This is a genomic window from Rossellomorea orangium (genome assembly GCF_019334305.1).
Lineage (GTDB): Bacteria > Bacillota > Bacilli > Bacillales > Bacillaceae_B > Rossellomorea.
Genome location: NZ_JAHWGH010000012.1, coordinates 199,524 through 222,502 on the forward strand (window position 1 = coordinate 199,524; position 22,979 = coordinate 222,502).

24 protein-coding genes are annotated in these 22,979 nt (G+C 42.6%); 19 read left to right on the forward strand and 5 right to left on the reverse strand.

The genetic code is table 11. From position 1 onward, the window contains the following. The first annotated feature begins 169 nt into the window (after positions 1-169). From KYJ26_RS07570 to KYJ26_RS07580, 3 genes are all read left to right on the forward strand, one after another. The gene (locus KYJ26_RS07570; protein ID WP_219166672.1) at positions 170-376 is read left to right on the forward strand and encodes a hypothetical protein; all 207 of its coding nucleotides are present in this window, start codon (positions 170-172) and stop codon (positions 374-376) included. A gap of 95 nt (positions 377-471) precedes the next feature. Further along, positions 472-870: a VOC family protein gene (locus KYJ26_RS07575; RefSeq protein WP_219166673.1), complete on the forward strand. Its 399-nt coding sequence runs from the start codon at positions 472-474 to the stop codon at positions 868-870. Between the two features lie 17 nt (positions 871-887). Then, entirely contained in the window at positions 888-1,430 is a 543-nt protein-coding gene (locus KYJ26_RS07580; RefSeq protein WP_219166674.1) for a ribonuclease FAU-1 family protein, read from the forward strand. A 52-nt stretch (positions 1,431-1,482) separates the two neighbouring features. On the opposite strand, the gene KYJ26_RS07585 is transcribed toward KYJ26_RS07580, so the two are convergent. After that, positions 1,483-2,466 (reverse strand): phosphotransferase enzyme family protein, encoded by a 984-nt coding sequence (locus KYJ26_RS07585; RefSeq protein WP_219166675.1) that lies wholly within the window; start codon positions 2,464-2,466, stop codon positions 1,483-1,485. Between the two features lie 364 nt (positions 2,467-2,830). Between KYJ26_RS07585 and KYJ26_RS07590 the strand changes: the two genes are divergently transcribed. The 3 genes from KYJ26_RS07590 (at position 2,831) to KYJ26_RS07600 (ending at position 6,815) form a co-directional block, all read left to right on the forward strand. Continuing rightward, positions 2,831-3,253, forward strand: a complete 423-nt coding sequence (locus KYJ26_RS07590) for an SRPBCC family protein (RefSeq protein WP_219166676.1) — start codon at positions 2,831-2,833, stop codon at positions 3,251-3,253. A 221-nt stretch (positions 3,254-3,474) separates the two neighbouring features. Beyond that, positions 3,475-6,063, forward strand: a complete 2,589-nt coding sequence (gene ppsA, locus KYJ26_RS07595; protein ID WP_219166677.1) for a phosphoenolpyruvate synthase — start codon at positions 3,475-3,477, stop codon at positions 6,061-6,063. Positions 6,064-6,212: 149 nt separating this feature from the next. Beyond that, positions 6,213-6,815 (forward strand): hypothetical protein, encoded by a 603-nt coding sequence (locus tag KYJ26_RS07600; RefSeq protein ID WP_219166678.1) that lies wholly within the window; start codon positions 6,213-6,215, stop codon positions 6,813-6,815. Between the two features lie 69 nt (positions 6,816-6,884). On the opposite strand, the gene KYJ26_RS07605 is transcribed toward KYJ26_RS07600, so the two are convergent. After that, complete coding sequence (locus KYJ26_RS07605; protein WP_219166679.1) at positions 6,885-8,585, reverse strand: pyruvate oxidase; 1,701 nt, start codon at positions 8,583-8,585, stop codon at positions 6,885-6,887. A gap of 116 nt (positions 8,586-8,701) precedes the next feature. Between KYJ26_RS07605 and gpmA the strand changes: the two genes are divergently transcribed. Further along, positions 8,702-9,469, forward strand: a complete 768-nt coding sequence (gpmA, locus tag KYJ26_RS07610; RefSeq protein ID WP_219166680.1) for a 2,3-diphosphoglycerate-dependent phosphoglycerate mutase — start codon at positions 8,702-8,704, stop codon at positions 9,467-9,469. Positions 9,470-9,555: 86 nt separating this feature from the next. Further along, a complete protein-coding gene (locus tag KYJ26_RS07615) occupies positions 9,556-10,224 on the forward strand; it encodes a hypothetical protein (protein WP_219166681.1) in 669 nt (222 codons plus the stop codon). Between the two features lie 55 nt (positions 10,225-10,279). On the opposite strand, the gene KYJ26_RS07620 is transcribed toward KYJ26_RS07615, so the two are convergent. Beyond that, on the reverse strand, positions 10,280-11,071 hold the full coding sequence (locus KYJ26_RS07620; protein ID WP_219166682.1) for an alpha/beta fold hydrolase: 792 nt from the start codon (positions 11,069-11,071) through the stop codon (positions 10,280-10,282). 169 nt (positions 11,072-11,240) lie between these two features. Between KYJ26_RS07620 and KYJ26_RS07625 the strand changes: the two genes are divergently transcribed. Together KYJ26_RS07625 and KYJ26_RS07630 are read left to right on the forward strand one after the other, a co-directional pair. Then, complete coding sequence (locus KYJ26_RS07625) at positions 11,241-11,786, forward strand: sigma-70 family RNA polymerase sigma factor (protein ID WP_219166683.1); 546 nt, start codon at positions 11,241-11,243, stop codon at positions 11,784-11,786. Further along, positions 11,776-12,780 carry a hypothetical protein gene (locus KYJ26_RS07630; RefSeq protein WP_219166684.1) on the forward strand — a complete coding sequence of 335 codons (1,005 nt, stop codon included), beginning with the start codon at positions 11,776-11,778 and terminating at the stop codon, positions 12,778-12,780. Before KYJ26_RS07625 ends, KYJ26_RS07630 begins: the two co-directional genes overlap by 11 nt. A 281-nt stretch (positions 12,781-13,061) precedes the next feature. Here KYJ26_RS07630 and KYJ26_RS07635 read toward each other — a convergent pair whose 3' ends face one another. Then, the gene (locus tag KYJ26_RS07635; RefSeq protein WP_219166685.1) at positions 13,062-14,288 is read right to left on the reverse strand and encodes a TolB family protein; all 1,227 of its coding nucleotides are present in this window, start codon (positions 14,286-14,288) and stop codon (positions 13,062-13,064) included. A 208-nt stretch (positions 14,289-14,496) separates the two neighbouring features. Between KYJ26_RS07635 and KYJ26_RS07640 the strand changes: the two genes are divergently transcribed. From KYJ26_RS07640 to KYJ26_RS07650, 3 genes are all read left to right on the forward strand, one after another. Beyond that, the gene (locus tag KYJ26_RS07640; RefSeq protein ID WP_257474943.1) at positions 14,497-15,024 is read left to right on the forward strand and encodes a sigma-70 family RNA polymerase sigma factor; all 528 of its coding nucleotides are present in this window, start codon (positions 14,497-14,499) and stop codon (positions 15,022-15,024) included. Further along, positions 15,017-16,576, forward strand: a complete 1,560-nt coding sequence (locus KYJ26_RS07645) for a LolA-like protein (RefSeq protein WP_219166686.1) — start codon at positions 15,017-15,019, stop codon at positions 16,574-16,576. The genes KYJ26_RS07640 and KYJ26_RS07645 overlap by 8 nt, the downstream gene beginning before the upstream one ends. Before the next feature lie 372 nt (positions 16,577-16,948). Further along, positions 16,949-17,419, forward strand: a complete 471-nt coding sequence (locus KYJ26_RS07650; RefSeq protein WP_219166687.1) for a DinB family protein — start codon at positions 16,949-16,951, stop codon at positions 17,417-17,419. 59 nt (positions 17,420-17,478) lie between these two features. Here KYJ26_RS07650 and KYJ26_RS07655 read toward each other — a convergent pair whose 3' ends face one another. After that, entirely contained in the window at positions 17,479-18,210 is a 732-nt protein-coding gene (locus KYJ26_RS07655; protein ID WP_219166688.1) for a MerR family DNA-binding transcriptional regulator, read from the reverse strand. 184 nt (positions 18,211-18,394) lie between these two features. Here KYJ26_RS07655 and KYJ26_RS07660 point away from each other — a divergent pair, with 184 nt between their 5' ends. The 6 genes from KYJ26_RS07660 (at position 18,395) to KYJ26_RS07685 (ending at position 22,958) form a co-directional block, all read left to right on the forward strand. After that, entirely contained in the window at positions 18,395-19,369 is a 975-nt protein-coding gene (locus KYJ26_RS07660; protein ID WP_219166689.1) for an ABC transporter ATP-binding protein, read from the forward strand. A 3-nt stretch (positions 19,370-19,372) separates the two neighbouring features. Continuing rightward, on the forward strand, positions 19,373-20,185 hold the full coding sequence (locus KYJ26_RS07665; protein WP_219166690.1) for an ABC transporter permease: 813 nt from the start codon (positions 19,373-19,375) through the stop codon (positions 20,183-20,185). Between the two features lie 4 nt (positions 20,186-20,189). Beyond that, positions 20,190-20,978 (forward strand): ABC transporter permease, encoded by a 789-nt coding sequence (locus tag KYJ26_RS07670; RefSeq protein ID WP_219166691.1) that lies wholly within the window; start codon positions 20,190-20,192, stop codon positions 20,976-20,978. A 92-nt stretch (positions 20,979-21,070) separates the two neighbouring features. Then, positions 21,071-21,619 carry a GNAT family N-acetyltransferase gene (locus tag KYJ26_RS07675; RefSeq protein ID WP_219166692.1) on the forward strand — a complete coding sequence of 183 codons (549 nt, stop codon included), beginning with the start codon at positions 21,071-21,073 and terminating at the stop codon, positions 21,617-21,619. Positions 21,620-21,760: 141 nt separating this feature from the next. Continuing rightward, positions 21,761-22,489, forward strand: coding sequence for an HAD family hydrolase (locus KYJ26_RS07680; protein ID WP_219166693.1), 729 nt, complete (start codon positions 21,761-21,763; stop codon positions 22,487-22,489). A gap of 127 nt (positions 22,490-22,616) precedes the next feature. Further along, positions 22,617-22,958: a hypothetical protein gene (locus KYJ26_RS07685; RefSeq protein ID WP_219166694.1), complete on the forward strand. Its 342-nt coding sequence runs from the start codon at positions 22,617-22,619 to the stop codon at positions 22,956-22,958. Positions 22,959-22,979 lie beyond the last annotated feature (21 nt).

Sequence of the window (22,979 nt, forward strand, 5' to 3'; positions counted from 1 at the left end):
GTTGGATCGATGCTTATTAAACGGTTTAATAAACAAAAAACTCTATTATTCTCATTTTCTGTGTGGGGGAGTCTTATGATTTTCTTTAGTGTAATCTGGTTTTGGGAAAAATAAAGGATGATTCTGTGATTGTAAGTGTGATGATTAAAAAGCTGAAAGAGGTGATAGAGTGGGTGTTTATTACTTTGCCATTCTATTTATAGGAGTTTTTCTGATTTTTAGAGCAGGTTTGCAGGCGTTGAAGAAAGGCTCATTAATAAATATAAAGGTGATTTTCTTTGGGGTTCTGGGTGCTGCATTGATTGGCCTATCTATATTTATGTTTACCCCGGGGAGTGCTGATATTGTGGCTGAACTCTTAGGGATGACTAACTAGAGAGTTAATGTTGAGAAAATCTCATGGAGAGATTGGATATAACTATATAAGTTGAATTATACTTTAGGAAATAGATAAAAAGGAGTAGATCGAACATGGAAAAAGTCACACCATTTTTAATGTTTCAAAACCGGGATGCAGAGGAAGCAATGAACTTTTACACTTCTCTAATTGAAGATTCAGCCATTACCACTATTGTTCGGTATGGCGCAAATGAAAGTGGAGATGAAGGTACAGTGATGCAGGCGACGTTCACATTGAAGGGTCAGGAATTTATGTGTATTGACAGCAATGTGAAGCATCAGTTTGACTTCACTCCTTCCTTCTCCATCTTTCTTACATGCGATACGGAAGAAGAACTTGAGACGATCTATGGGAAGCTTAATGAAGGTGGTCAAGCGCTTATGCCACTTGGGGATTATGGATTCAGTAAGAAATTTGGCTGGCTGAATGACCGATTTGGGGTATCGTGGCAGTTGAATTTGCCTAAATGAAGTAATGGAGTGAATGTATGCTCAAAAGAAAATACGGAAACCGTGCTGATTGGAGGAGAGTAGAACAAAGGAAATACTCTCAATCCCATCTAAACACGAAGGAATTCCAAGGGTATATTACACTGTTGAAAACAGTGAAAGTGAAGGAACCATTAATCACCCGATATGGAGACAAAGAAATATGTATTGTTGATAACGGATATATGTGGCTTCAGCAGTTTCCTTATGGTAAACATCATAGCGTCACTACGATGTTTGATGCGAGTGGAGAAATCGTACAATGGTACATAGATATATGCCATGGTAATGGAATCGAATCTGGTGTTCCTTGGATGGACGATCTCTTCTTGGATATAGTAGTGCTGCCCTCTGGGGAAATTTTTCTGCTTGATGAGGATGAGCTTGAGCAGGCTTATAAAAACCGAATAATTTCTAAAAATATGTATGATTTAGCCTGGGATGAATGCAAAGAAATGATGAGCCAGCTTCAAAATGATGAATTTGTGATTATAAAACTGGCTCAGGAACATAAAAGATTGTTGGAGATTGCACTTAAGTAAAAAGAGGAAGGTGTCTGAGCCTCAGCATATTGAGCCAGACACCCCTTTTATGTTATAAATCCATTCCAAAATACCGCGATTTATTCTTCATTGCCTCCATTAACCGTCCTCTCAAGCCTACTAACCAGCCCGGTTCATGGTTCCACTGATCTTCTGTTGATCTCAAAATACGTACATACCCGTATAAATCCGCAAACCTTCTGAAAGCCGGAAGTAATTCCATCATATCATCCTCGATTTTAAATTCGGTTCGATACCCATCCAGAAAGCATTCTTTTTTCTCCTGAAACAATTTAGGCAGAATGCAATCTTGCAAACTATCAAGTGTCTGTTCAATGTCCATCACAAACCAATGATACATCGCATCGTCAAAATCAATGGCATAACAAGATTGAGATTTTGCATCATAGAATACATTGTCGTATTCAAAATCATAATGAATCAATCCAAAATTGTTCTTTGACTTAGGGATGCTCTGAAAATAATCTTGTAATAACGTTGTTTCCTTTAACGCTAATGTTTCATGTGGAAGATCGATCAGAAACGTCTCAATGGAAGTCAGGACATCGCTAAAAGACTGACGCTTGGACCGAACAGGTTGATACTCACTGGACAATCGATGAAGTTTGCCTAATGATTTTCCATAACTGAAGATAATATGATCATTTAGGTCAGTCTCGCTAATTGGTACACCTGGTACCTGTTTGAATACGGAAGCATAGTACTCCCCCCAGGGGGTTTGAACTTCCATAAGCTCATTTCCACTTTTTGAACCAACCGTTTCTAGTACGCCATACTCCTTTGAGCGAAGGTAAGAAATAAAATCAAGTTCCGCGAGAAGATTTTCCCGGTACTTCTCTGATGTTGGAGCAAATCTGAGAAACTGAGTCTTCCCATTGAATTGAAAAGAGTAAGTAGCATTTGATGAGATTCTGTAGGTGGTGAACACGTCAGGTGATCGTTCATCGAGTTCCCAATTCCTTACCAGCATTTCTGCCAGGTCCTCATTATTAAATAGATATTTCAGCTTCAACATTAAACAGTCAACTCCTCATTTTGTTTGGGTCATGCCATTGAGAAGAAAAAATGGAGACGACATTGGGGTAGAACACGAAAGATAAAAAGCCACAGGGTATATAAAATAACCCTGTGGCTAAAAATTTCGTTATTCATCATAAGCCCATGCTCATTTATTATTACAATGTATCCGTATGAGTGAGAGGGCAATACGTATCATTCTCCAAGGTTATCTTCATGAAATTAGTCATTGCGTCATCTCACTCCCTTCATTATTGGTATGAAAATTATACCATTTATAAGATTGGGAAATCAAGGGATTTCGAATGGGGGAGTCTGAGGTATAATAAGTGTTAAATAAAATGAAAGCGAGCGGATGATTCATGAATAATATCTCACAAATGAAAATTGAAAAGCCCGCACATGAAATTTTCGAGGCATTTGTTGACCCTGAAATGATAGGGAACTTCTGGTTCTCTTCAAGTTCTGAGAGGTGGGAGGAAGGAAAGACGGTTACTTTGAGATATGAAGAGTATGATGCTCAAGGTGAGATACATATAGTGGAAATTGAAGAACAAGAGAAGATTGTCTTCGAGTGGGCAGGAAACCATTTGGTGACAATAACCTTTACTCAAGAAGAAAATGGCAGCACAATCATAGGGGTGAAAGAAGAAGGGTTCGATGAGAACGATGAAAATGTTATCAACGAATTAGTAGACAATAAAGAAGGCTGGGTTTATATGCTCACATGCTTGAAGGGATACATGGAGTATGGTGTGAATCTTCGAGCATCGCTTGTTAAGTAAGGATGCATGTAGCTTTTAGCTAAATGTCCAATATGAAGTTGAATGTAAAGAAGCTCAGAGAAATATCTCTGAGCTTTTATCATCTTTATCTTATGTTTCTAAAAACTAAACAACTCTTCCTACTATCATTATACCACGCTAAAAAACCATATTACAGACTGTTTCTTCCACTCCCCTCCTGCTAAAATCAAATAACATTGATGGATAAGGGGAGTGGCAGGATGAATTCAGTGGTTCTCAGCTTTCAGGAAATGAAACAATCGGAGCTTTCGCTTGTAGGAGGAAAAGGGTTGAACCTCGGAGTTTTATCAAGGATTCAAGGTATACGGGTGCCGGATGGATTCAGTGTGACGACGGTTGGATTTCAACGGGCGGTTGAACAGAATGAGGCGTTTCACACATTGCTTACGAGGTTATCCAAGCTCAAACCGGAGGATCGGAAAGAAGTTGGGGAAATCAGCAAGGAGATTCGAGAAGTCATCCAGAATGTAACAATTCCCTCCGATTTAGTGGAAGCTATTACGCACTATCACTCCCGGTTTGGAGAGGAAGATGCCTATGCCGTGCGTTCCAGTGCCACGGCGGAAGATTTGCCACATGCCTCTTTTGCCGGGCAGCAGGATTCGTTCCTTCATGTGATCGGCAGGGATTCAATCCTCGAGCATATTCGCAAGTGTTGGGCATCCCTTTTTACGGATCGGGCCGTCATTTATCGTATGCAAAATGGGTGTGATCACAGTGAGGTTCACATTTCCGTTATTATTCAGAGGATGGTATCCCCGCAGGTTTCAGGGATTCTGTTTACGGCTGACCCCGTGAGTTCCAATCGGAAAGTGGTATCCATCGACGCAGGGTTTGGTCTTGGAGAAGCTTTGGTGTCCGGCCTGGTTTCACCAGATTCCTATAAAGTACAGGACGGCATGATCATAGATAAGAAAATTGCAACGAAGGAATTGGCTATCTATGGGGTGAACGGTGGAGGGACGGAGACTAAGCCTATACCTCCTGATCAGCAAAAGGCAGCGGCCCTTACGGATGAACAGGTTATACAACTATCGAAAATAGGCAGGAAGATCGAAGCGTATTTTGACTGTCCTCAAGATATTGAATGGTGTTTGGAAGATGGCACCTTTTATATTGTGCAAAGTCGGCCGATCACGACGCTCTACCCGATTCCTGAAGCGGTTGATGGGGAGAATCGAGTATATCTTTCCGTCGGCCATCAGCAAATGATGACGGATGCCATGAAGCCTTTAGGCTTGTCCTTTTTCCTATTAACGACTCCTGCACCGATGAAAGTCGCCGGAGGAAGATTGTTTGTGGATTGCACACCTCGTTTAGCATCACCTGCCAGCAGACAAGCGTTCATCGGATTAATGGGCAAATCCGAACCACTTATAAAAGATGCTCTTACAACGATTGTAGAAAGGAACGGTTTCATCAAAACGGTAGAGGATGAAGCTATGCCTGCTCCAAGTAAAGGTGGAGTGAATCCAATAAACTCCGATCCTGCCATCGTCACTGAACTAATAATGAAAAGTGAGTCCTCAATCGAACAGGTGAAACAAAACATTCATTCAAAAACGGGATCCGATTTAATTGATTTCATCTTAGAAGATATGAAGGAATTAAAGAGGATTCTATTTGATCCGCAAAGTTCCCGGGTGATCATGGCCGCGATGGATGCTTTATTCTGGATCAATGACCATATGTACGAATGGTTGGGAGAAAAAAATGTGGCAGATATCCTGTCCCAATCGGTCCCCAATAACATTACTTCTGAAATGGGCTTGGCATTGATGGACGTAGCCGATGTGATACGTCCGTATCAAGCAGTAATCGATTATTTGCGCCAAGTGGAAGAGGATTATTTCCTGGACGAATTGGTGAAAGTCGAGGGGGGACAGGAAGCCCGGGAAGCCATTGAAGATTTTCTCACCAGATATGGGATGAGATGCAGCGGAGAAATCGATGTTTCGAGGGTACGCTGGAGTGAAAAGCCAACAACCATTGTCCCGATGATTCTTAGGAACATCGAACAATTTGAGCCGGAGGAAAGCAAGCGGAAATTTGAGCAAGGGCGGCAGGAAGCGTTAGAAAAAGAACGAGAATTACTGGAGCGATTAAGCTCATTACCAGATGGTGAGCAAAAGGTGAATGAAACGAAAAGAAGGATCGACATCATCCGAAATTTCACCGGTTACAGGGAATATCCGAAATACGGCATGATTCACCGCTACTTCGTTTATAAGCAGGCAGTATTAAAAGAAGCTGATCGACTTGTCGAACAAAATATTCTTCTTGAAAAAGAGGACATTTTTTACCTTTCATTTGAAGAATTGCAGGACTTGGTGAAAATGCATGAGTCGAAAAACGAACTCATCTGTAAGCGAAAAGAAGAGTACCGCTTTTATGAAAAGCTCACCCCACCAAGGGTGATCACTTCTGACGGAGAAATCATTACAGGTGAATACAAGCGGGAGGATCTCCCGTCAGATGCCATTCCCGGTCTGGCTGTATCATCTGGAGTGATAGAGGGTCGGGCACGTGTTATTACAAATCTGGAAGACGCAGATCTGGAAGAGGGTGATATCCTGGTCACCGCGTATACCGATCCGAGCTGGACGCCGTTATTTGTTTCCATCAAAGGCTTAGTCACAGAAGTTGGTGGACTGATGACCCATGGAGCGGTGATTGCACGGGAGTATGGGCTGCCGGCTGTTGTCGGCGTTGAACGTGCGACCGAGAGGATACAAGATGGACAGCGGATCAGGGTGCATGGGACAGAAGGATACGTTGAACTACTTTAAGAGGATCATCGTCTCGCTTTGAGACAGAGAGAATCATCCAGGTCGGTTATCCATCTGGATGATTTTTTTTGGTATATTTACTTTTGTTGGAAGAAAGAGAGGTATAATGGGAGTTAACTAAACTGGTTAGATTAGAGGGTGAATTAGATATGCAGGATTGGCGTAGGAAGTGGGTGATGGCCATGCTATGTGTCATTCCATTGATAGCTGGATGCAGGGTGATTGTAGTTGATGAGAGCAAAGAGACGAGTAAAGTGGAACAGGTCGTACAAAAGCCTAGTGAAGCATTGAAGCTAGACGCGAAGGCACAGTTATTCAAGAAATCTCTTCTCATACGAGGTGAGACCACTTTACCCGAAGGTGCAATAATAGATGTTCAATTAAAACCATATCCCGATGATGCGACGTCCCTTCAAATCATCCGAACAGTCGTCGAGCCACTGGACACTATCGCATCTTCAGGAACGGTGAAAGTAAAGAAGGATGGTACGATGGAGTCGATCACAATTCCAAGACCAAGTGAAAACAAACGCTATAGACTGGAAATCGTACTCGACCCGAGAAAACAAAATGAAGACGTACAAGAAATCCTCGGTCCACTCGGTGAAAACCTGACTACCAGTAGCGGAAGTACTCCTCTCACCGAAGAATCTAAAGACATCACCACCATCAAAAAATACGCCAACATCATGAAACGAGAAGAACCCGACGGCTTCATGGCAAAACTCGACCTCGTAGCCTTCGAACAATAGGAGGGACGGACCTCAAATCTCAGAAAATTAGAGGGACGGACCTTGCAAAGCAAGGTCCGTCCCTCTCTCTTATAGTGGTGGAAGGTCAAATTTACCTTCTTCAAACAGTTGTTTGAGCATGTGTTTGGTGTAGCCGGCTGCCTGGGAGAATTGGATTTTGGCAGGCATTGGGGCTTCGTCGGCGTCTGCGACGACGTCGATGATGCATGGTTTCTTTTGTTGGATCGCCTTCTGCAAGGATGGCAGGATCTCTTCTGGTCGCTCCACACGGTATCCAACGCCACCGCAGGCTTCAGCGTATTTTGCGAAGTCAGGGTTCTGTAGGTTCGTGCCGAATTCGATATTCCCCATTACTTCCTGTTCGAACTTGATCATGGCAATCTTATGATTGTTTAGAATCACGACGATGATGGGTAAGTCATATTTGACTGCCGTTACGAAGTCCGCCATGGTCATGGCGAATCCTCCGTCGCCGCAAATGGCAAACACCTGTCGATCGGGATAGGCGATTTGACCGGCGATGGCACCAGGCAGACCGCAGCCAAGCGTCGCGAGCCAGCTTGAGATGACAAAGGATTGATTGGTAATCGGGAAGTGTCGCGCCATCCACACCGTTACGTTTCCAACATCCACAGACAGGATGGCATCATCGGAAGCGACTTCTTTCAAGGCATGAATCAGTCTCTGAGGCTTGAGTGGAACCGATCCGTTCTCTTCTTGTGCCTCTAGCTTCTCCCACCATTTGTTCGTTCGTTCCTGATTTTTCTCGAGGAATTCCCGATTTTCGTTTCTCGCAACATGCTCAGTCAGCCATTTAAGGGAGGTGCCGGCATCACCTGCAAGGCCGACATCCACCGGGTAGCGCTTCCCGATTTGGGTCGGGTCGATATCAATATGAATCGTCTTGGCACTATCAGGCAGGAACCCTGTGAACGGGAATGAAGTACCGATCATCATGAGCATATCGGCTTCCTGCATCGCTTCATATGAAGGCTTGGTCCCGATCAGACCGAGACCTCCTAAACAATACGGATGTTTATCAGGGATGACCCCTTTACCAGGGAGGGTCAACACGATCGGTGCCCCGACTCTTTCAGCAAAGGCTAATAATGTTTCCCGATGCCCATGAACCCCTTTTCCGGCAAGGATGATCGGCTTTTCAGCTCCCTCAATGATCTCTTTCGCTCTTTGTAAATCCTCAGGAAGCGGTGAGATGTCTTGCTTTACAGCAAAATGGGCCGTTACGCGAGCTTCATTCCCCACTTCAAAACGGGGGATATCATCCGGAATCGTCAGCACGGATACCCCTTTTTTCGCATAGGCCGTCCGGATTGCTTGATTCACAACGGCAGGGAGCTGCTCAGCGGACATGATGCGCTGATTATAGACGGCGACATCGTCAAACATCCTCTCAAGGTTCACCTCTTGAAAGGAGTCTGTCCCTAACAGGTCCGTTTCCACTTGGCCGGTGATGGCCAATACTGGAGCTTTATCGAGCTTGGCATCATATAAGCCGTTGAGGAGATGGATCGCTCCAGGACCGGCTATCGCCGTACACACACCCAGTTTTCCCGTCAACTTCGCATACGCTGCAGCGGCCAATGCCCCTGCTTCTTCATGCCTTACTTGAATGAACTTGATTTTGTCCTGTTTCTTTCGCAGTGGTTCGATAATCGAATTGATGGAGTCACCGGGCATCCCGTAAATATGGTCGACTCCCCATTCAATCAAAAGATCAATTAATTTTTCACCAGCGTTCTGCTTAAACATCACACCGTCTCCTCTCCAAAATTAGTTGTTCTTATTTTGGTACAATACTTCCTAAATTACTCAATATTTCTAATCCAACATGCACATACTGAAAAAAACGACCTGGGGTGGTAAAGATGAAGAAGCTTGTGTTGATCCGACACGGCGAGAGCCAATATAATCTTGAGAACCGGTTTACCGGCTGGACGGATGTGGATTTGACCGATGACGGCTATAACGAAGCAAGAAAAGCCGGGGCAGTTCTGAAGCAGCACGGGTTTGAATTTGATGTTGCTTACACATCCGTCTTAAAACGTGCCGTCCGAACATTGTGGATCACGCTACACGAAATGGACCTGGTGTGGATTCCTGTCCATAAATCCTGGAGATTAAATGAACGGCATTATGGCGGTCTTCAGGGACTGGATAAAGATGACGTGACGGAGAAATTCGGAGAAGAGCAGGTGCATGAGTGGAGACGTTCCGCCGATATCCGGCCACCAGTGATTTCAGAAGAGGGCCATCGCGGGAATCTTTCTGATCCCAGATATGCATCTGTACCTAAAGAGGATATGCCCTTATCGGAAAGCCTTCTTGATACGGAAAAAAGGACACTTGTCTATTGGCATGAAGAAATTGTTCCGAGCATCCGGAACAATCAGCGTGTCATCATCTCAGCGCATGGAAATACGCTCAGGGCACTCGTGAAATATCTTGATCACATACCCGACGACGGAATCGTCAGCCTCAACATTCCAAACAGCATCCCCCTTGTGTATGAATTGGATGACGACTTAAAGCCCATCAGGCATTATTATCTGGATGATGAGGGAGAAGTGCCGCATGAGAAAATTCCGCGGCATATGGATTTGGATGATAGGGAGAATTGGGATTGGATGGGGTGAAAGTTAGTTTTAATATGGAATCCTTTATATGTTATAATTGTATATAAATAACAATTATGATCATGCCGAATAAATAGGGGATTACAATGAAAAAAACAGTAGTTATCTTCGTTTTTTTGTTTATTGGGTTAGCAGCAGCTTTCCTGTTGAGTGAAGGGTCGATGGCTGCAACAAGTAAAATCAAACACTTTTATGCAAACACAGAAGAAGCAAATTCTGCGGAGGGAGGCCCGCCGCTCGTTGTGAACGCTGATCAATTTACGGCTTTAGAGGGATCTCCCGACCATTCTGGCACATGGCGCCACATTATCGTGAAAGGTAAGTTCCCTTTGGGGATTCCTTCGTCCAAAGGGTCAATTGTAAGAAAGACCATCATGTCGGCTTTAGTGGCGTTATGTTTACTAACAGTAGCAGTTTTATGGTATCGGTCTAAGAAAAAGAGATCAAATGAAGAATCAGACAATGTCGCCGATGCTCTTAAAGACCCAATCCGAAAGCAAGCCGAACAAGAGAATTCAGCAGTTCACACCGAAGAATTACCTCTATCCAGTATGAATGAAGTGCGAGAAACACTAAAACAATGGGAAAACCGGTTATCACCTTATAAAAAGAGAAAGAAAAGTGAAACCATTTCAGAGTGGTTCCATCGCATCAACGGTCCGGTAGAAGTGATCCCCCTATATGAAAAAGTCCGCTATGGGTATGCGGACTTCTCAAAACAGGAATTGGAAAGATTCATTTCAATGCTTAAATAGTTGTTTAAAAAAACGATCATAGGATTCAACCTTGATCGTTTTTTGAACGTGATATCTATTCAATTATTTCTATCCTATCAAGCCAGTTCTGCACCAGGGAGTTGAAAACCTCTTCCTGCTCGATCTGCACATTATGACCACCCATATCAAGCACAGCAAATGATGCCCTTGGATACTCCTCAATCAGTCGCCATGCATCCTGATACCCGACTACATGGTCTTGCCGTCCAGTAACGATCAACGTTGGATAGTCCAGTGTATGTGAAAACTCGAAGGTGAACCCATATCCATTCTCCCTGATCCGGTTTACGAACTCCTCATTCGTTTGAGTGGAAGGCATCAGGATGTCATCACGAAATCGTTCCCATTCCCTCTGACCCTGCACGACGCCCATCGCGGAAAAGGCCTCGGCTTCCAGTGAAGAGAGATTTGATAGCACATCAGGATCCTTTTTTAATACGATCTGCTTCGGTAATTCTCTTTTATCAGTATCAGGTATGACCATAGGTGCCAGGAGCATTAAGCCTCGAACTCTATCATGCCGTGCTTCTACAATCCCCCTCGCCATATATCCCCCATACGAATATCCGCAAATGATAAACGGTTGATCCGGAATCAGCTCGTCCAACTTTTCAAGAACGGCTGCTAACATATCATCAGAATTCTTGATGGCCGATTGCGCTTCCGACTGACCCATTCCAGGCAGGTCTATGTAAATTCTTTGCCAGCCGCTCCTGCCCTCGAAATTCGGTTCCATTGCATGCATCATCGCCTGATGATCGAGCGTCCACCCATGGACCAACACGATCGGAAAGCCTTGTCCGATGATTTTATGATGAATAGCCATGAAAATCCCCTCCTTCTAATCTATTAAAAGTATATGTTTTTTTCTGGATTAATCAAAGGATACACCGCTATGCTTGTTGAATGCAGTTAAGGATAGTTTTTTCTGGAAAAATTGAAACCAGAATCTGTTTGATTCGTCTTAGCATTAAAGGGAATGAGGTGAGGATCGTGTGAGGAAGGTCAAGAATGCAGAGAACTCACACCGGGATGCGTGGCTTGAAACCATCATGGATGAGTACGGCGAACGGCTGACGAAATTGGCTTACAACTATGTGAAAGACTGGAGTATGGCGGAAGACATCGTGCAGGAGGTTTTTGTTACATGCTTCAGGCATTATGAAAAAATAGATGAAATACTTTCATTCAAAGCATGGATCTATCGACTCGCCATCAATCGGGCGAAGGATGTCCTGAAGAGTTCGGCGTTTAAGAGAGTGGTGATGAATTCGAGCCTGTTTTCTCTTTTTACATCAAAGGAAGCATTACCGGAAATGAGTTTAGTGAAACGAAGCGAGGAAGAGGTTCTTTCAAAGAGCGTTCTGGACTTACCCGTTAAATATAGAGAAGTGATTATTCTTTATTATTATGAAGAATGTTCCATTGATGAGATTCAAGAACTGTTGGGTGTGAACGGAAACACGATCAAAACAAGGTTGAATAGAGGCAGAGGGAAGCTCAAAGAGATAATGGAAAGGTGGGAACAGGATGGAACGTAAGCTTGATGAGTTAAAGAGAGCAATGGATACTACGACGCATAAAGGCCGGCATTTCACGGATATCCAAAAAAGCAAGATTCGCCATGCTGTTCACGCTCCAGTGGCAAATAAAAGCCCAAATCCACTCATTATTTACATCATGACGGCTGTGGCCCTTTGTCTAATAGGCATTTTGGTTTCAACAGAACTGTTGGTGAAGGAGAGGGGCGGGAGTAACGGGAGCCCGGATCCGTGGAAAGTCCATCACGAGTATAAAGAGAATGACAAAATTTTATTTAGCATCTTACCTGACCCCGAGCTTCAGGTGGGTAAGGCATATGGATATATTTTTAGTTTCAAAGAACCTTTTGACACGTATAAAGGAAAAGAACTGTCTATTTCTGCGATTCAAAAAAATACAGGGAATCGAGTGGAAGTGGTGGCCCCTCAAACAATCACACAGCCTTCAATGGGGTACTCAAGCTTGCAGCGCTTCACCACCACTTTTCGGGTTCCTGATAGCGGGATATGGAAATATGAAGTCTATCTTGACGACAAGGTGTACGGTGAAGTGGTGGTTAATGTAAATGAAAACGAGGAGAGCCCTGTTATATTACCTGATGATATCCCTTCCTACGTTCAAGATAGTGATGTTGATGCGATCAACTGGGATCAAAAAGCGACTACCTTTGGACAGAATATGATCGGGAATGATGGAAAGTCCGGTATCATCGGGGCCGATATGTCAAGCCTGTCCAGCCAAAAATGGATGTGGCATCTATGGAATACGGACGCTTCAAATCTGACTGTTGTTGGTTATCACAAAGACTCAGGTACCGTATACCCCGTATTAAATAATGGTGAGAGTTGGACGATTCCTCTAGGAGGGCAGAATAACGGTGCGGATGTTCATGCTCCGTCGTCTGTAACGATTCCTGAACACGGGGAGTGGGCATTTTTACTATATGCAGATGGGGAATTGTTTGATGTGGTTGTGATGGAGATTACTCGTTGAGAGTTGAAATTAATGTTTAGTACTCTGTTTTTACGTTATGATCGTCTGTTTTAGCTGAAAATAGGGGCCGGCACATACCACAGGGATGGTTTCTTTAGCTCCTTAATCTTCTTGACAAGAGAATCATGGGTTTTGAAAGAAATCATGCCAAATGAAAGATAATCGAGCGAGATCTGGCTTTTTCATGCGGGATTAAAAATTATCATGCGAGATTTCAGATAAGCATGCCGGGATGTCGAATTTTCTTTAAACGAAAGCACATCCCGCGCAAGATGTTTGAATCAACCTGTGTAGAAAACAACCTCCTCAACATCCCGAATCCATTCCCCAGCTTCAGTCCCATCCGGATTCCCGATCCAAAGATCCCTTTTCAAATCAGTCAGGGATGTCCCCCTTAACCAAACGAGTTTTCCAATAGATGAGATGTACTGAGGGGCATAATCACCGAATCCTTCTGGTGGACTCGTTATCTTATTCTGTTTATTAGAATTTATATTCAGAGTGTATAGAGCTGGCAGTGGGTGTTTGCTGAAATCGTTTGTCCATGCCTGTTCCTTAAGTCTCGAAACCACAAGCGTCTTATCGGTCATCCAGTCAAAATCAAGATCAGCGTAATGTGCAGGTGTATACGTTCCTGAAACCGGCATTTCCTTTACCTTAAGGTCCTTATTTTTAAAACCGAATACGATTCTCCCGCCACCTGCTATGTAAGCTAACGTATCTGTTGTAGGTGACCATTTTGGCTGGCCGACATACAAAATCATCTCGTCCAACACCTCGAAATTTTTCCCGTCTTTATCAATGACACACACCATATTGCTGTCCATGGACCACGAAGCGGTTGGAGAAACAACGAAAGAAATCCACTTGCCGCTCGGTGAATAGGTAAGCTGCTCGGCATAGACCGCAATCAGTTTGTTTTGATCATTTGTACCGATTTTCCGTGGGAGTGTGAAGAATGGCTTCACCCCTCCAAATAGAACGATGTCCTCATAGTTATCACTGACTTTCTTAATGAACAAAGACGCGCTTGACCATCCGTCCGGATTGAGGGTTCCCGATGAAGACAGAAGAAACCCACTGCCATTTGGAATCCACGTGTAATCACTGACCCCGGTAGCGATGTTGTAGAATCGGTTGAGGTCTGAAATATCTAAAATACCGTTGTTTATATAGGCTAGATGGTTCTTATGGGGAGCCCATTCCGGTACATGGCCGTTATCCGAAATTCTTTTCTTACTTTGATTGTAAAGATTATAGGTCCAAAGCTCCGACTGTCCATCGGTAGATGTTTCCATTTGATAGGCAATCAACGTTCCGTCTTTTGACCATTTGGGTTTGAAGTGGACGTTTGCTGAATTCGTTATTTGTGTTTCCTTGCCATCTAATAATGTCCATAAGTTTCCATCCCTGATAAAGGCGGCTTTAACTTGATTATGTAAAGATGCGGAGGGAGCTGATGGAAAAATAAATACAAGGATGAAGGTTAGCAGGATGGCTATTCTCATTGTTAAGTCTCCTTTTATGTTCGTGTTCTTACTATTTTCTTGAATCGATCCATTTATGTAGAGGGGCTTAAATAGAATCATTGACTTCAATGCTAATATGAAAATAAAAGCATAAAAGGATTTTTTTACAATATTTGCAACCATTCAATTTGGGCGTCGTCTAAAGGTTGAAAGGGAGTACATGATGATAGGAGATAAGAAGTTGTATATGGAGCAAAATGAAATGAGCAGAGAAGAGACGGTTGAATGGTTAATGGATGAGTACGGAAAGAAGGTTGTGCGACTTGCTTATACCTATTTAAAACAGGAGCAACTCGCCGAGGATGTGGCACAGGAAGTGTTTATAAAGTGTTATCAAAAGTTTGATACGTTTCGTCAAGAATCATCCTATCAAACATGGATTTACTCCATAACGGTAAATCTGTGTAAGGATCGGTTGAAAAGCTGGAGCTTTAGGAATCTTGTGTTTAGTGATTTCTTTTCTTCAAGAAGCATCACAAATCATACCCCAGAGAGCAAGTTACTTAATCTAGAAGAAAAAACAGAATTATCCCAAAGTGTATTGGGACTGCCCATCAAATATCGTGAAATCATGATTCTGTTTTACTATGAAGAATTTACGTATAAGGAGATTGAAGATTTGTTAGGGGTCAGCAGCCAAACAATCAAATCCAGATTACATAGGGGAAGAAACATGTTACGGAAGAAGCTTAAAGGAGGGGAGGGAAATGAGTGATATGTTGGATCAATTGAAAGAAGAATTGGATGAACGGGTACTGAGAGATTTAGATTTCAGGGAGAGAAACAAAGCGGTTGTAAGAAACCACTTTAAGAGTAATCGTGAGCCGAGTAGAGAAAAGAAGCGATTTGGTTTAGGAGTGATATTAAGTTTTGGTTTCACTTTACTTTTTATTGGATTCTCAAGCTATTTTGTTCTAAATCATTTAGGGTTAACTCAAGAAGAGAACCATTCTAGTGAGAAAAAAGAGTTGAAAGATAATCAGAAACCAAAGTCCATTACGCATCCACATACGAAAGAGAATTATGAGGATATGACGAAAGAAGATGTTCTCCATAAATTATTTAATTCTGTTGATTACTTTGAGACGGCATCTGGTGAATTCGAAAGATATAATCTGTACCATGATGGATCTATTAGCAAGTCTACAGTTGAGTATAAGATGAGTAATAAGGGGGTCATAGGTGGGTATGAGAAGATCACTAGTCATCCCGACCCGAATAATCCACAATCGAAGGAGACGATAGATAAAACATATTATAACAAGGAAAATGTATGGCGTCTTAACTTGGAGTTAAATGATTATTTGAAAGATGAGAATATACGTGAAAAGAAAAGGAAGATCGTTAAAGCAGAGGATATCTTTAATATGGACCCCAAAGATATTTATGAATACGAGTATAGGGAAATGTACAGGGAAACTCCGCCTAACATGGCAGCATTCGCATCCCTTTACAATTACGAATTTATCGCAAAATACCTAAGAAATGAAAATGAATGGTCAATAGAAAAACAAAATGAGAAACTACTGGAACATAATACGCTGGTCATCGCAGGAACTCTTGATGAAAGCCTGGTCAATATCATGCAGCCGGATGAAAAGGATTTTAGGATATGGGTGGATAAAGATACTGGGATAATCGTGAAAAGCGAGGTATATAGTGAAACGGGTGAGCTGGTCAGTTATTTACATCCCACAAGCTTGGAGATTAATAAAACATTCCATGAAAATGAGTTCGAGCCTGATCTTGACGGATTTCAAAAAAGAAGAATGCCTGACCTTCCTCCAATGGATGAGAGAGAAAAAGAACTAGAAGTCATTGAGCATGCTGATACAAAATTGAGTGACGTAGAAGAAGTGCTGGCCATTCAAAGGGATACCATGCCATTGTTCTATGAGTTGGACGATCCAAAGATCACTCCTTTTTCTGCCAGTATAGAAAAGTATCATGAAGATCTTCAAGCCTTTGTTGTCTACAGTTATGACAAGCCTGAAAATGAATTCGGATCTGGTTCCCGTCTGCTTTTCACAAGGATCTATCCAAAGGACACCTATCTCAGAAAAACAGGAGACTTCGATAGACCATTAGGCGAAGAAATTGAATCGACAAAAATGAATGGGGTTCAATGGAGCATTTTCAATGTGGAAGGCACGGAGGACGTTCATGTTAAGGGAGAAACGGGTGACTATGTGATTGAAATCGTCACCCATGAAGTATCCGCAAGTGAAATGAAAAGATTGTTGGGTACATTTAAGAAAGCAGAATAAGTTGATCGGCGCATATCATGATTAAGGATATGCGCCTTTTTATTTGTTTTTTCTTTGTGAAAAAAATATACCTTTTTATTCTAGAGCCCATGGCTAATTGTAACAATCTTGCTTGCAGGGTTGTTGAGTGAGGTATATGGAGTGGAATATCAAGTCATTGGAACAACGCTCATCATTATCATTGCCCTAATCTCTGCTTTGCTCTGTGCGTTAACAACGATTTCGCATTTTAAGCAGAAAGGCAGTGTACTTTCAACCAATCCTGTTAAAGCAGGGCTTTGAAAAGAATTACCTGTTATTAGTTTGAACAAGGAGTTATCCAATTTATGATGAAATATTAAGTAGAAAGATAAATTAGTAGGAGGAACAAAAATGAACCGAAAAACCTTGCTCTTAAGAATGCTCGACACAACCTACGACCAGGAAAGCTGGTATGCCCCTTTCAAACCTGCAATCGAAGGGCTCACGGCAGTTCATGCCTGTTGGAGACCGGATGGAGAAGCGACCAAAACCATTTGGGAAAATGTGAATCATCTGATTTACTATAAAGAAAGATTGACGGCCAAATTGGAAGGCCGTGAATGGACGAATCCTCTTGACGGCAATGATACCTTCTACCTGACCGAGCAGGTAAATGATGATGCGGCATGGAGAGGAGTCGTTGCACGTGTGGAGACGGCTCATCGGGGTTTAAGAGAAGCTCTCAGTAAAACAACTGAGAGGAAAATTGAGAAAGATTCTCTTGAAGAAAAGCTTCTGGACATCATGTTTCATGATGCTTATCATACGGGGCAAATCATGCAGTTGAGGAAGATGCAGGGTTCGTGGCCGTCACAGCGATGAAACCGGATAGCTGGAGATTGCAGACCAATCTCCGGTTTTTTTGTCTTCTGAAAAAGCCCTTACTCCGATGACTCACTAAAATAATGGATCCCCTCTAAATAAGTCACCAACTCATTCAACGCCCCCAATGACTTCAATCCCTTATTTATTTGATCTCTCATATCCACGATCCGACGTTGAAGGATGGGAAGGATCTCCCGATAGTTTTTCGTTTCAATTCCTTTCAGTACCTCTCTGCATTGATCGAACCCCATACCGGATAATCGAAGGAGTTTTATGATAAATAGTTTGTTTAGTAATGCCCCATTGAAATATCGGTAATTATTTTCTCCTCTGTTGGCTTCAAATAGCTCTTGTTGTTCCCACACCCTTAATGTGGAAATCGGAAGGGCTAATCGCTTTGACACTTCTTTGTATGTAACGTGGCCGTCTACTTGCATGTTTGATATGGTTTTCTGGCTGCTTAACGCTGATTGCAACTGCTCTAAGACTAACGTGCTTTCTTTATAGTTTTTAACGAGTTCTGCCTGAAACTCCACCGCTAACATAATGGCTGCTTCCCGGTCTTTGTTTACAACGAGCCTCATCATTTTCGCTACTTCTGTCCATGAGTAACCAGCCATCATAAGACGTGAAGCTTCAAAAAATCGTTTATGTATCTCGGTGTATTGCCGATAATTATTTTTCCCCCTTGGGGCACTGGGAATGAATCCCCACGTTTCATATTTCCTGAGCATGTCTGCACTTAGATTAAATGGCCTGGTGATTTCGATTCCTCTATAAATTCGCAATTTTACTGACTCCTCCTGAAACATTGACGTAAAACATGAAAGTCTCATTCCGACTTTCTATTGAGGATTCAATGATCCTTCCACCTCTATTTTGACAAACCCTCGAACCTTGCAACAGAGTGCTACGATTAAAGTATAAGGTAAATATTTCAAATTTTCAATCATCATAAAAGGAGAGATACTTATGCTGCAGGTTCAAAATGTAGGGAAGATCTATGAGGTTCCTGTGAGGGAATCAGGACTCAAAGGGGCCATATCCAGTTTTATAAAACGTGAAAAGAAGGAGGTAAGTGCGGTGTCGGATCTTTCATTCGAGATTCAAAATGGGGAAATCGTGGGGTTTATCGGGCCGAATGGAGCGGGAAAGAGCACCACCTTGAAAATGCTCAGCGGCATCCTGCATCCAACGAAAGGAGAAGTGAATGTTCTTGGGTATAAACCTCATCAACGTCAACATGACTATTTGAAGAAGATTGCCTTAATCCGGGGAAGCAAGCCTCTCTTTGCCCCGGCTGACTTGACGGCATTGGACGCACTTCATATGCAGAGGATTATCTATGATATCAATTATAAGGAATTCACCGGATATTTACATAAAATCGTCGATTGGTTACAGATAGAGCCTTATTACAACAAGCCGCTTAGAACGCTTTCTTTGGGAGAAAGGATGCGCTGTGGTCTAGCCTGTTCACTTGTGTACAATCCAGAAGTCCTTTTTCTGGATGAACCGACGATCGGTCTTGATTCCGATGCCCAGCAACGGATTCGGCATTTCTTGAAAGAATATAATCGGGAAACCAATGCAACGATTCTGTTGACCTCCCATTACATGGAGGATGTGACCCAGTTGTGCAAGAGAGTGATGGTCATTGATAAAGGGAGATTACGTTTTGATGGAGATATGAATCACATGGTCGACCAGTTGACTCCCTTTAAATTGATTGTCTTTACCCTTGAAAAATCCAGCGTGCTGCCTGCCGACTTATCTGAGTTGGTAATAGAAGCACAGGATGGGAAGTACACCATTCGCGTTTTGAATCAACACGTTCCTTCCGTGACCGCCCGCTTACTATCCGACTATTCCATCCTTGACTTGACCGTCGAACACCCTCCTTTTGATCAAACGATTCAACAACTATATAAAACTGAGGTGGTGTAAAGAATGAGTAGAATCGCTGTTCTTAACGGCTATCGCCTGCTTAAGGGCTATACGGTATGGAAAACGATGGATGTGTTTAGCTGGAGGTCATTCATCTACCTGCTCGTATTTTCTCATTTGATCACACCATTGGTTTCGTTATTCGTTTGGCAAACGGTCACGGCAAAAGGGCAGGTCGTTGGAGGTTGGGGATCCAGCCAGTTCCTGATTTACTATTTAGCGATTGTCATCGTGCGACAGCTGACGGTCTCATATGAACACCATATGTTGGGCATTCAGATTTACAACGGTGAATTGACGAATCTGCTTTTGAAGCCCCATCACCTGCTTTATGTCGTCATTGGGGAAAACCTCGCTGTGAAAATGGTGTCCTATACGATTTCCATCCCCATGCTCATCGCTCTTTGGGTTTGGCTAAGCCCTGACAGTACACCGTCTTTCACAACGGTATGTCTTTTTATCCTGACTGTCTTCAACGCCTGCATCCTCCGCTTTCTGTGGCTTTACTTGTTGACACTCGCTGCCTTCTGGACAGAAAAAACTCAATCATTGGTCAACGCAGGTGAAGTGGCGAACTTCTTTGTCGGAGGGGAAGTAGCTCCACTTTTTCTTATACAGGGAGGTTTCGGTGAATGGTTATACTATCTTCCTTTTTACGGGATGTTGGGCTTCCCGGCTGAAGTCCTGACCGGCACCAGTGGCATCTCTATCATTCCCGGCCTTGCCCTGCAGTATGGCTGGATCGCCATTCTGGTCCTATGCAGTACCTTTGTATATAAAAGAGGCATTAAACGATATTCTGCTCTTGGAGGTTGAAAAAATGAGAAAAAAGTTGGCTTTAGTATTCCTGTTCTTTAGAACGTCGCTCATGACCCAGCTGCCTTACCGAATCAATTTTCTTACACAGGCAGTTTCTACACTCTTCTATTTTGCAAGCGGAGTATTCGGCCTCCGCATTGTGTTTCAATTTACAGATTCACTGGCAGGATGGACATATGTAGAAATCATCACGCTACTAGGAGTCTATCAATTGGTGGCAGGTACCCTTTCCCTTTTTGTCATGGGGAACATTGAAGCTTTACCAGATAAGGTCGTCGACGGTCACTTGGACGAAACGCTATTACTACCGGAGAATGCCCAGTTCCTATCGAGCTTCGGCAACTGCAATGTGTGGGCAATCACTGACATCCTACTTGGGTTCACCGTCATAACGGGAGCAGGCTTTTTTCATTTCGATGAGGTCGTGCTTCTCTATTTCATTCAGTTTGTCCTTTTGTTATCCTGCTCCCTCATCATCAGCTACTCCTTCAGAATGTGGATCGGCATCTTGTCATTTTGGCTCGGTAGAACAGGTGGCGGCTTCATTCTGTTTTCAAGTATATGGACGATGGGGAAGTATCCGGTTGATCTGTATCCACCGATGATTAAGTGGCTTCTTTACACCCTGGTTCCTGTTGGAATAGTGGCTGCAGTTCCCACATATGCGCTGTTCCATGGGGTTTCATTGGTTCAACTGGTGGGATTGCTTTTGTTGACCTTTGTGATCTCGCAGTTTACAGGATTTTTGTGGAGGAAGGGGTTGGGGAGGTATTCGAGTGCTACTTCTTGATGTGGTGATGAAGATAACGGTTGTTAGGAATTAGAAATTAATGGATAATAGTTTCAGAGTATAGCGAGCACAAGTTCAAGGAGTGAATCGGAATGGTTATTCATCCAATAGAATTTCATATTCGTAGTCTAACTTATATTATAAGGTCAGCAAGAGAAGAAGATGCGCACCAGCTTTCAGAAGTCCGGCTCCAAGTAGACGGAGAGACGGAAAACATGGACAGGGAAAGAGGAGAGGCGTACATAGACGAAGAGGGCTTCAGAAAGATCATCAAACAAGATTCAGAGAGTCCGAGAAATCTCTTCCTGGTTTGTGAAGTCGAGGACAGGATTGCCGGTTTCTCCAGATGTGAGGGGACATCCTTAAAACGTGCCGCTCATAAGGTAGAGTTTGGTGTTTGCGTATTACAGGAATTCTGGGGATACGGGATCGGGAAAAATCTATTAAAGATGAGCATACGCTGGGCAGATGACAACGACATTAAGAAGATCACCTTGAATGTACTTGAAACCAATAAAAAAGCCATCATGCTTTATAAAAATAACGGTTTTGAGGTTGAGGGAGTATTGAAAAGAGACAAATTATTATCGGACGGACGTTACTACGATACCGTGGTGATGGAACGGTTGCATTCGTTATGATCAGTAGAGGGGTGAAGTGATGTGGGGGGAGGTTGTGATGAAGAGAAATCTTTAGAATTCATGTAATCAACGCCCATAATCCTCGTTTCTCACACAGAGACCTAACTTGAATTCTAAAAAAACTAAAGGGTTGATAAGCCAATGAAAAAGTATAGCCTTCTTTTATTTGACCTGGATGACACACTGCTTGAAAATTCCTCATGGTTTGACGATGGACTGATTCAGACTCTTGCGGAACATCCATTGACAAAGGGAATGGATGAAAAACAATTCTTGATGAACATAAAACAACCTCCTAGATATTTAATAGACAAACTTGTCAGTGGGGAACTAAATACCTCTGAGTTTAAAAGAGAAAGATGGAAGAGTGCTCTTGATTTCTTTGACGTCAAAGCAGACATTGAAGAAATTGATCAGCTTGAATCACTCTTTCTTAATGCAGGTATGAACTATATATCGATTGATGAATCCGTATTACATTTGATGAATGAACTAAATCAGCATTATGAAGTTGCCATTGTTACAAACGGACTTTATGACCCTCACCAAAAGATACTCAATATGGGTTTAGGGGATATATTCAGCAAGGATAATATTTTCCACGCAGAATCATTAGGTTTTAGAAAGCCAGATTCTAGAATGTACACTATTGCTTTAGAAGCTTTCAAGAAAAAACCCGAAGAGACGATATTCATAGGTGACTCGTGGACTCACGATGTACTTGGACCCATGGAAGCAGGAATGGAAGCAATATGGGTCAATTTCAGAGGGGAAGAAAAGCCAACGGATCATACTCCGTTTGCCATTGTGTCTTCTATTATGGAGATAAGAGATATTTTGCTTAGGACCGGCATTGAGAAAAAATTATAATTATCTAAGCTTATCAAAAACAATAGGTAAGCTTCTTTTTTATGAACTAATCATTGAGTTACTTTCAATAAACTGGAATAATTGGAATTGTGAGTAATAAAGCTGTTGTATCAGGGGGGAACATCATATGAAAAAAATATTCATTTTCATGATAAGTATTTCAGTAGTTCTTTTCCTGCTCGGCTGCGGAAAGAATGATGGAATCAGCAGCGAGGAAGCGGAGAACATTGCAATGGAACAATTTGAAAATGATGTAAAGGATCACAATGAAACTGCCGTTAAAAAAATCAATCTAAACGATGTGGAACTCCTTTCAAAAGAAACCAATTTCAGCAGCTCGTCCAAGGCATGGGAAATTACGTTCAATTATAAGGATGGGGTTAAGGGTGAAGATGAGGTCTCCAATTCGATTGCTCAATATAGTGTGAATCCTGATGGGGAGATCATTCGTAAGTCGAGCTCGTTTTAAGAAATGTAGACACATTTTGAA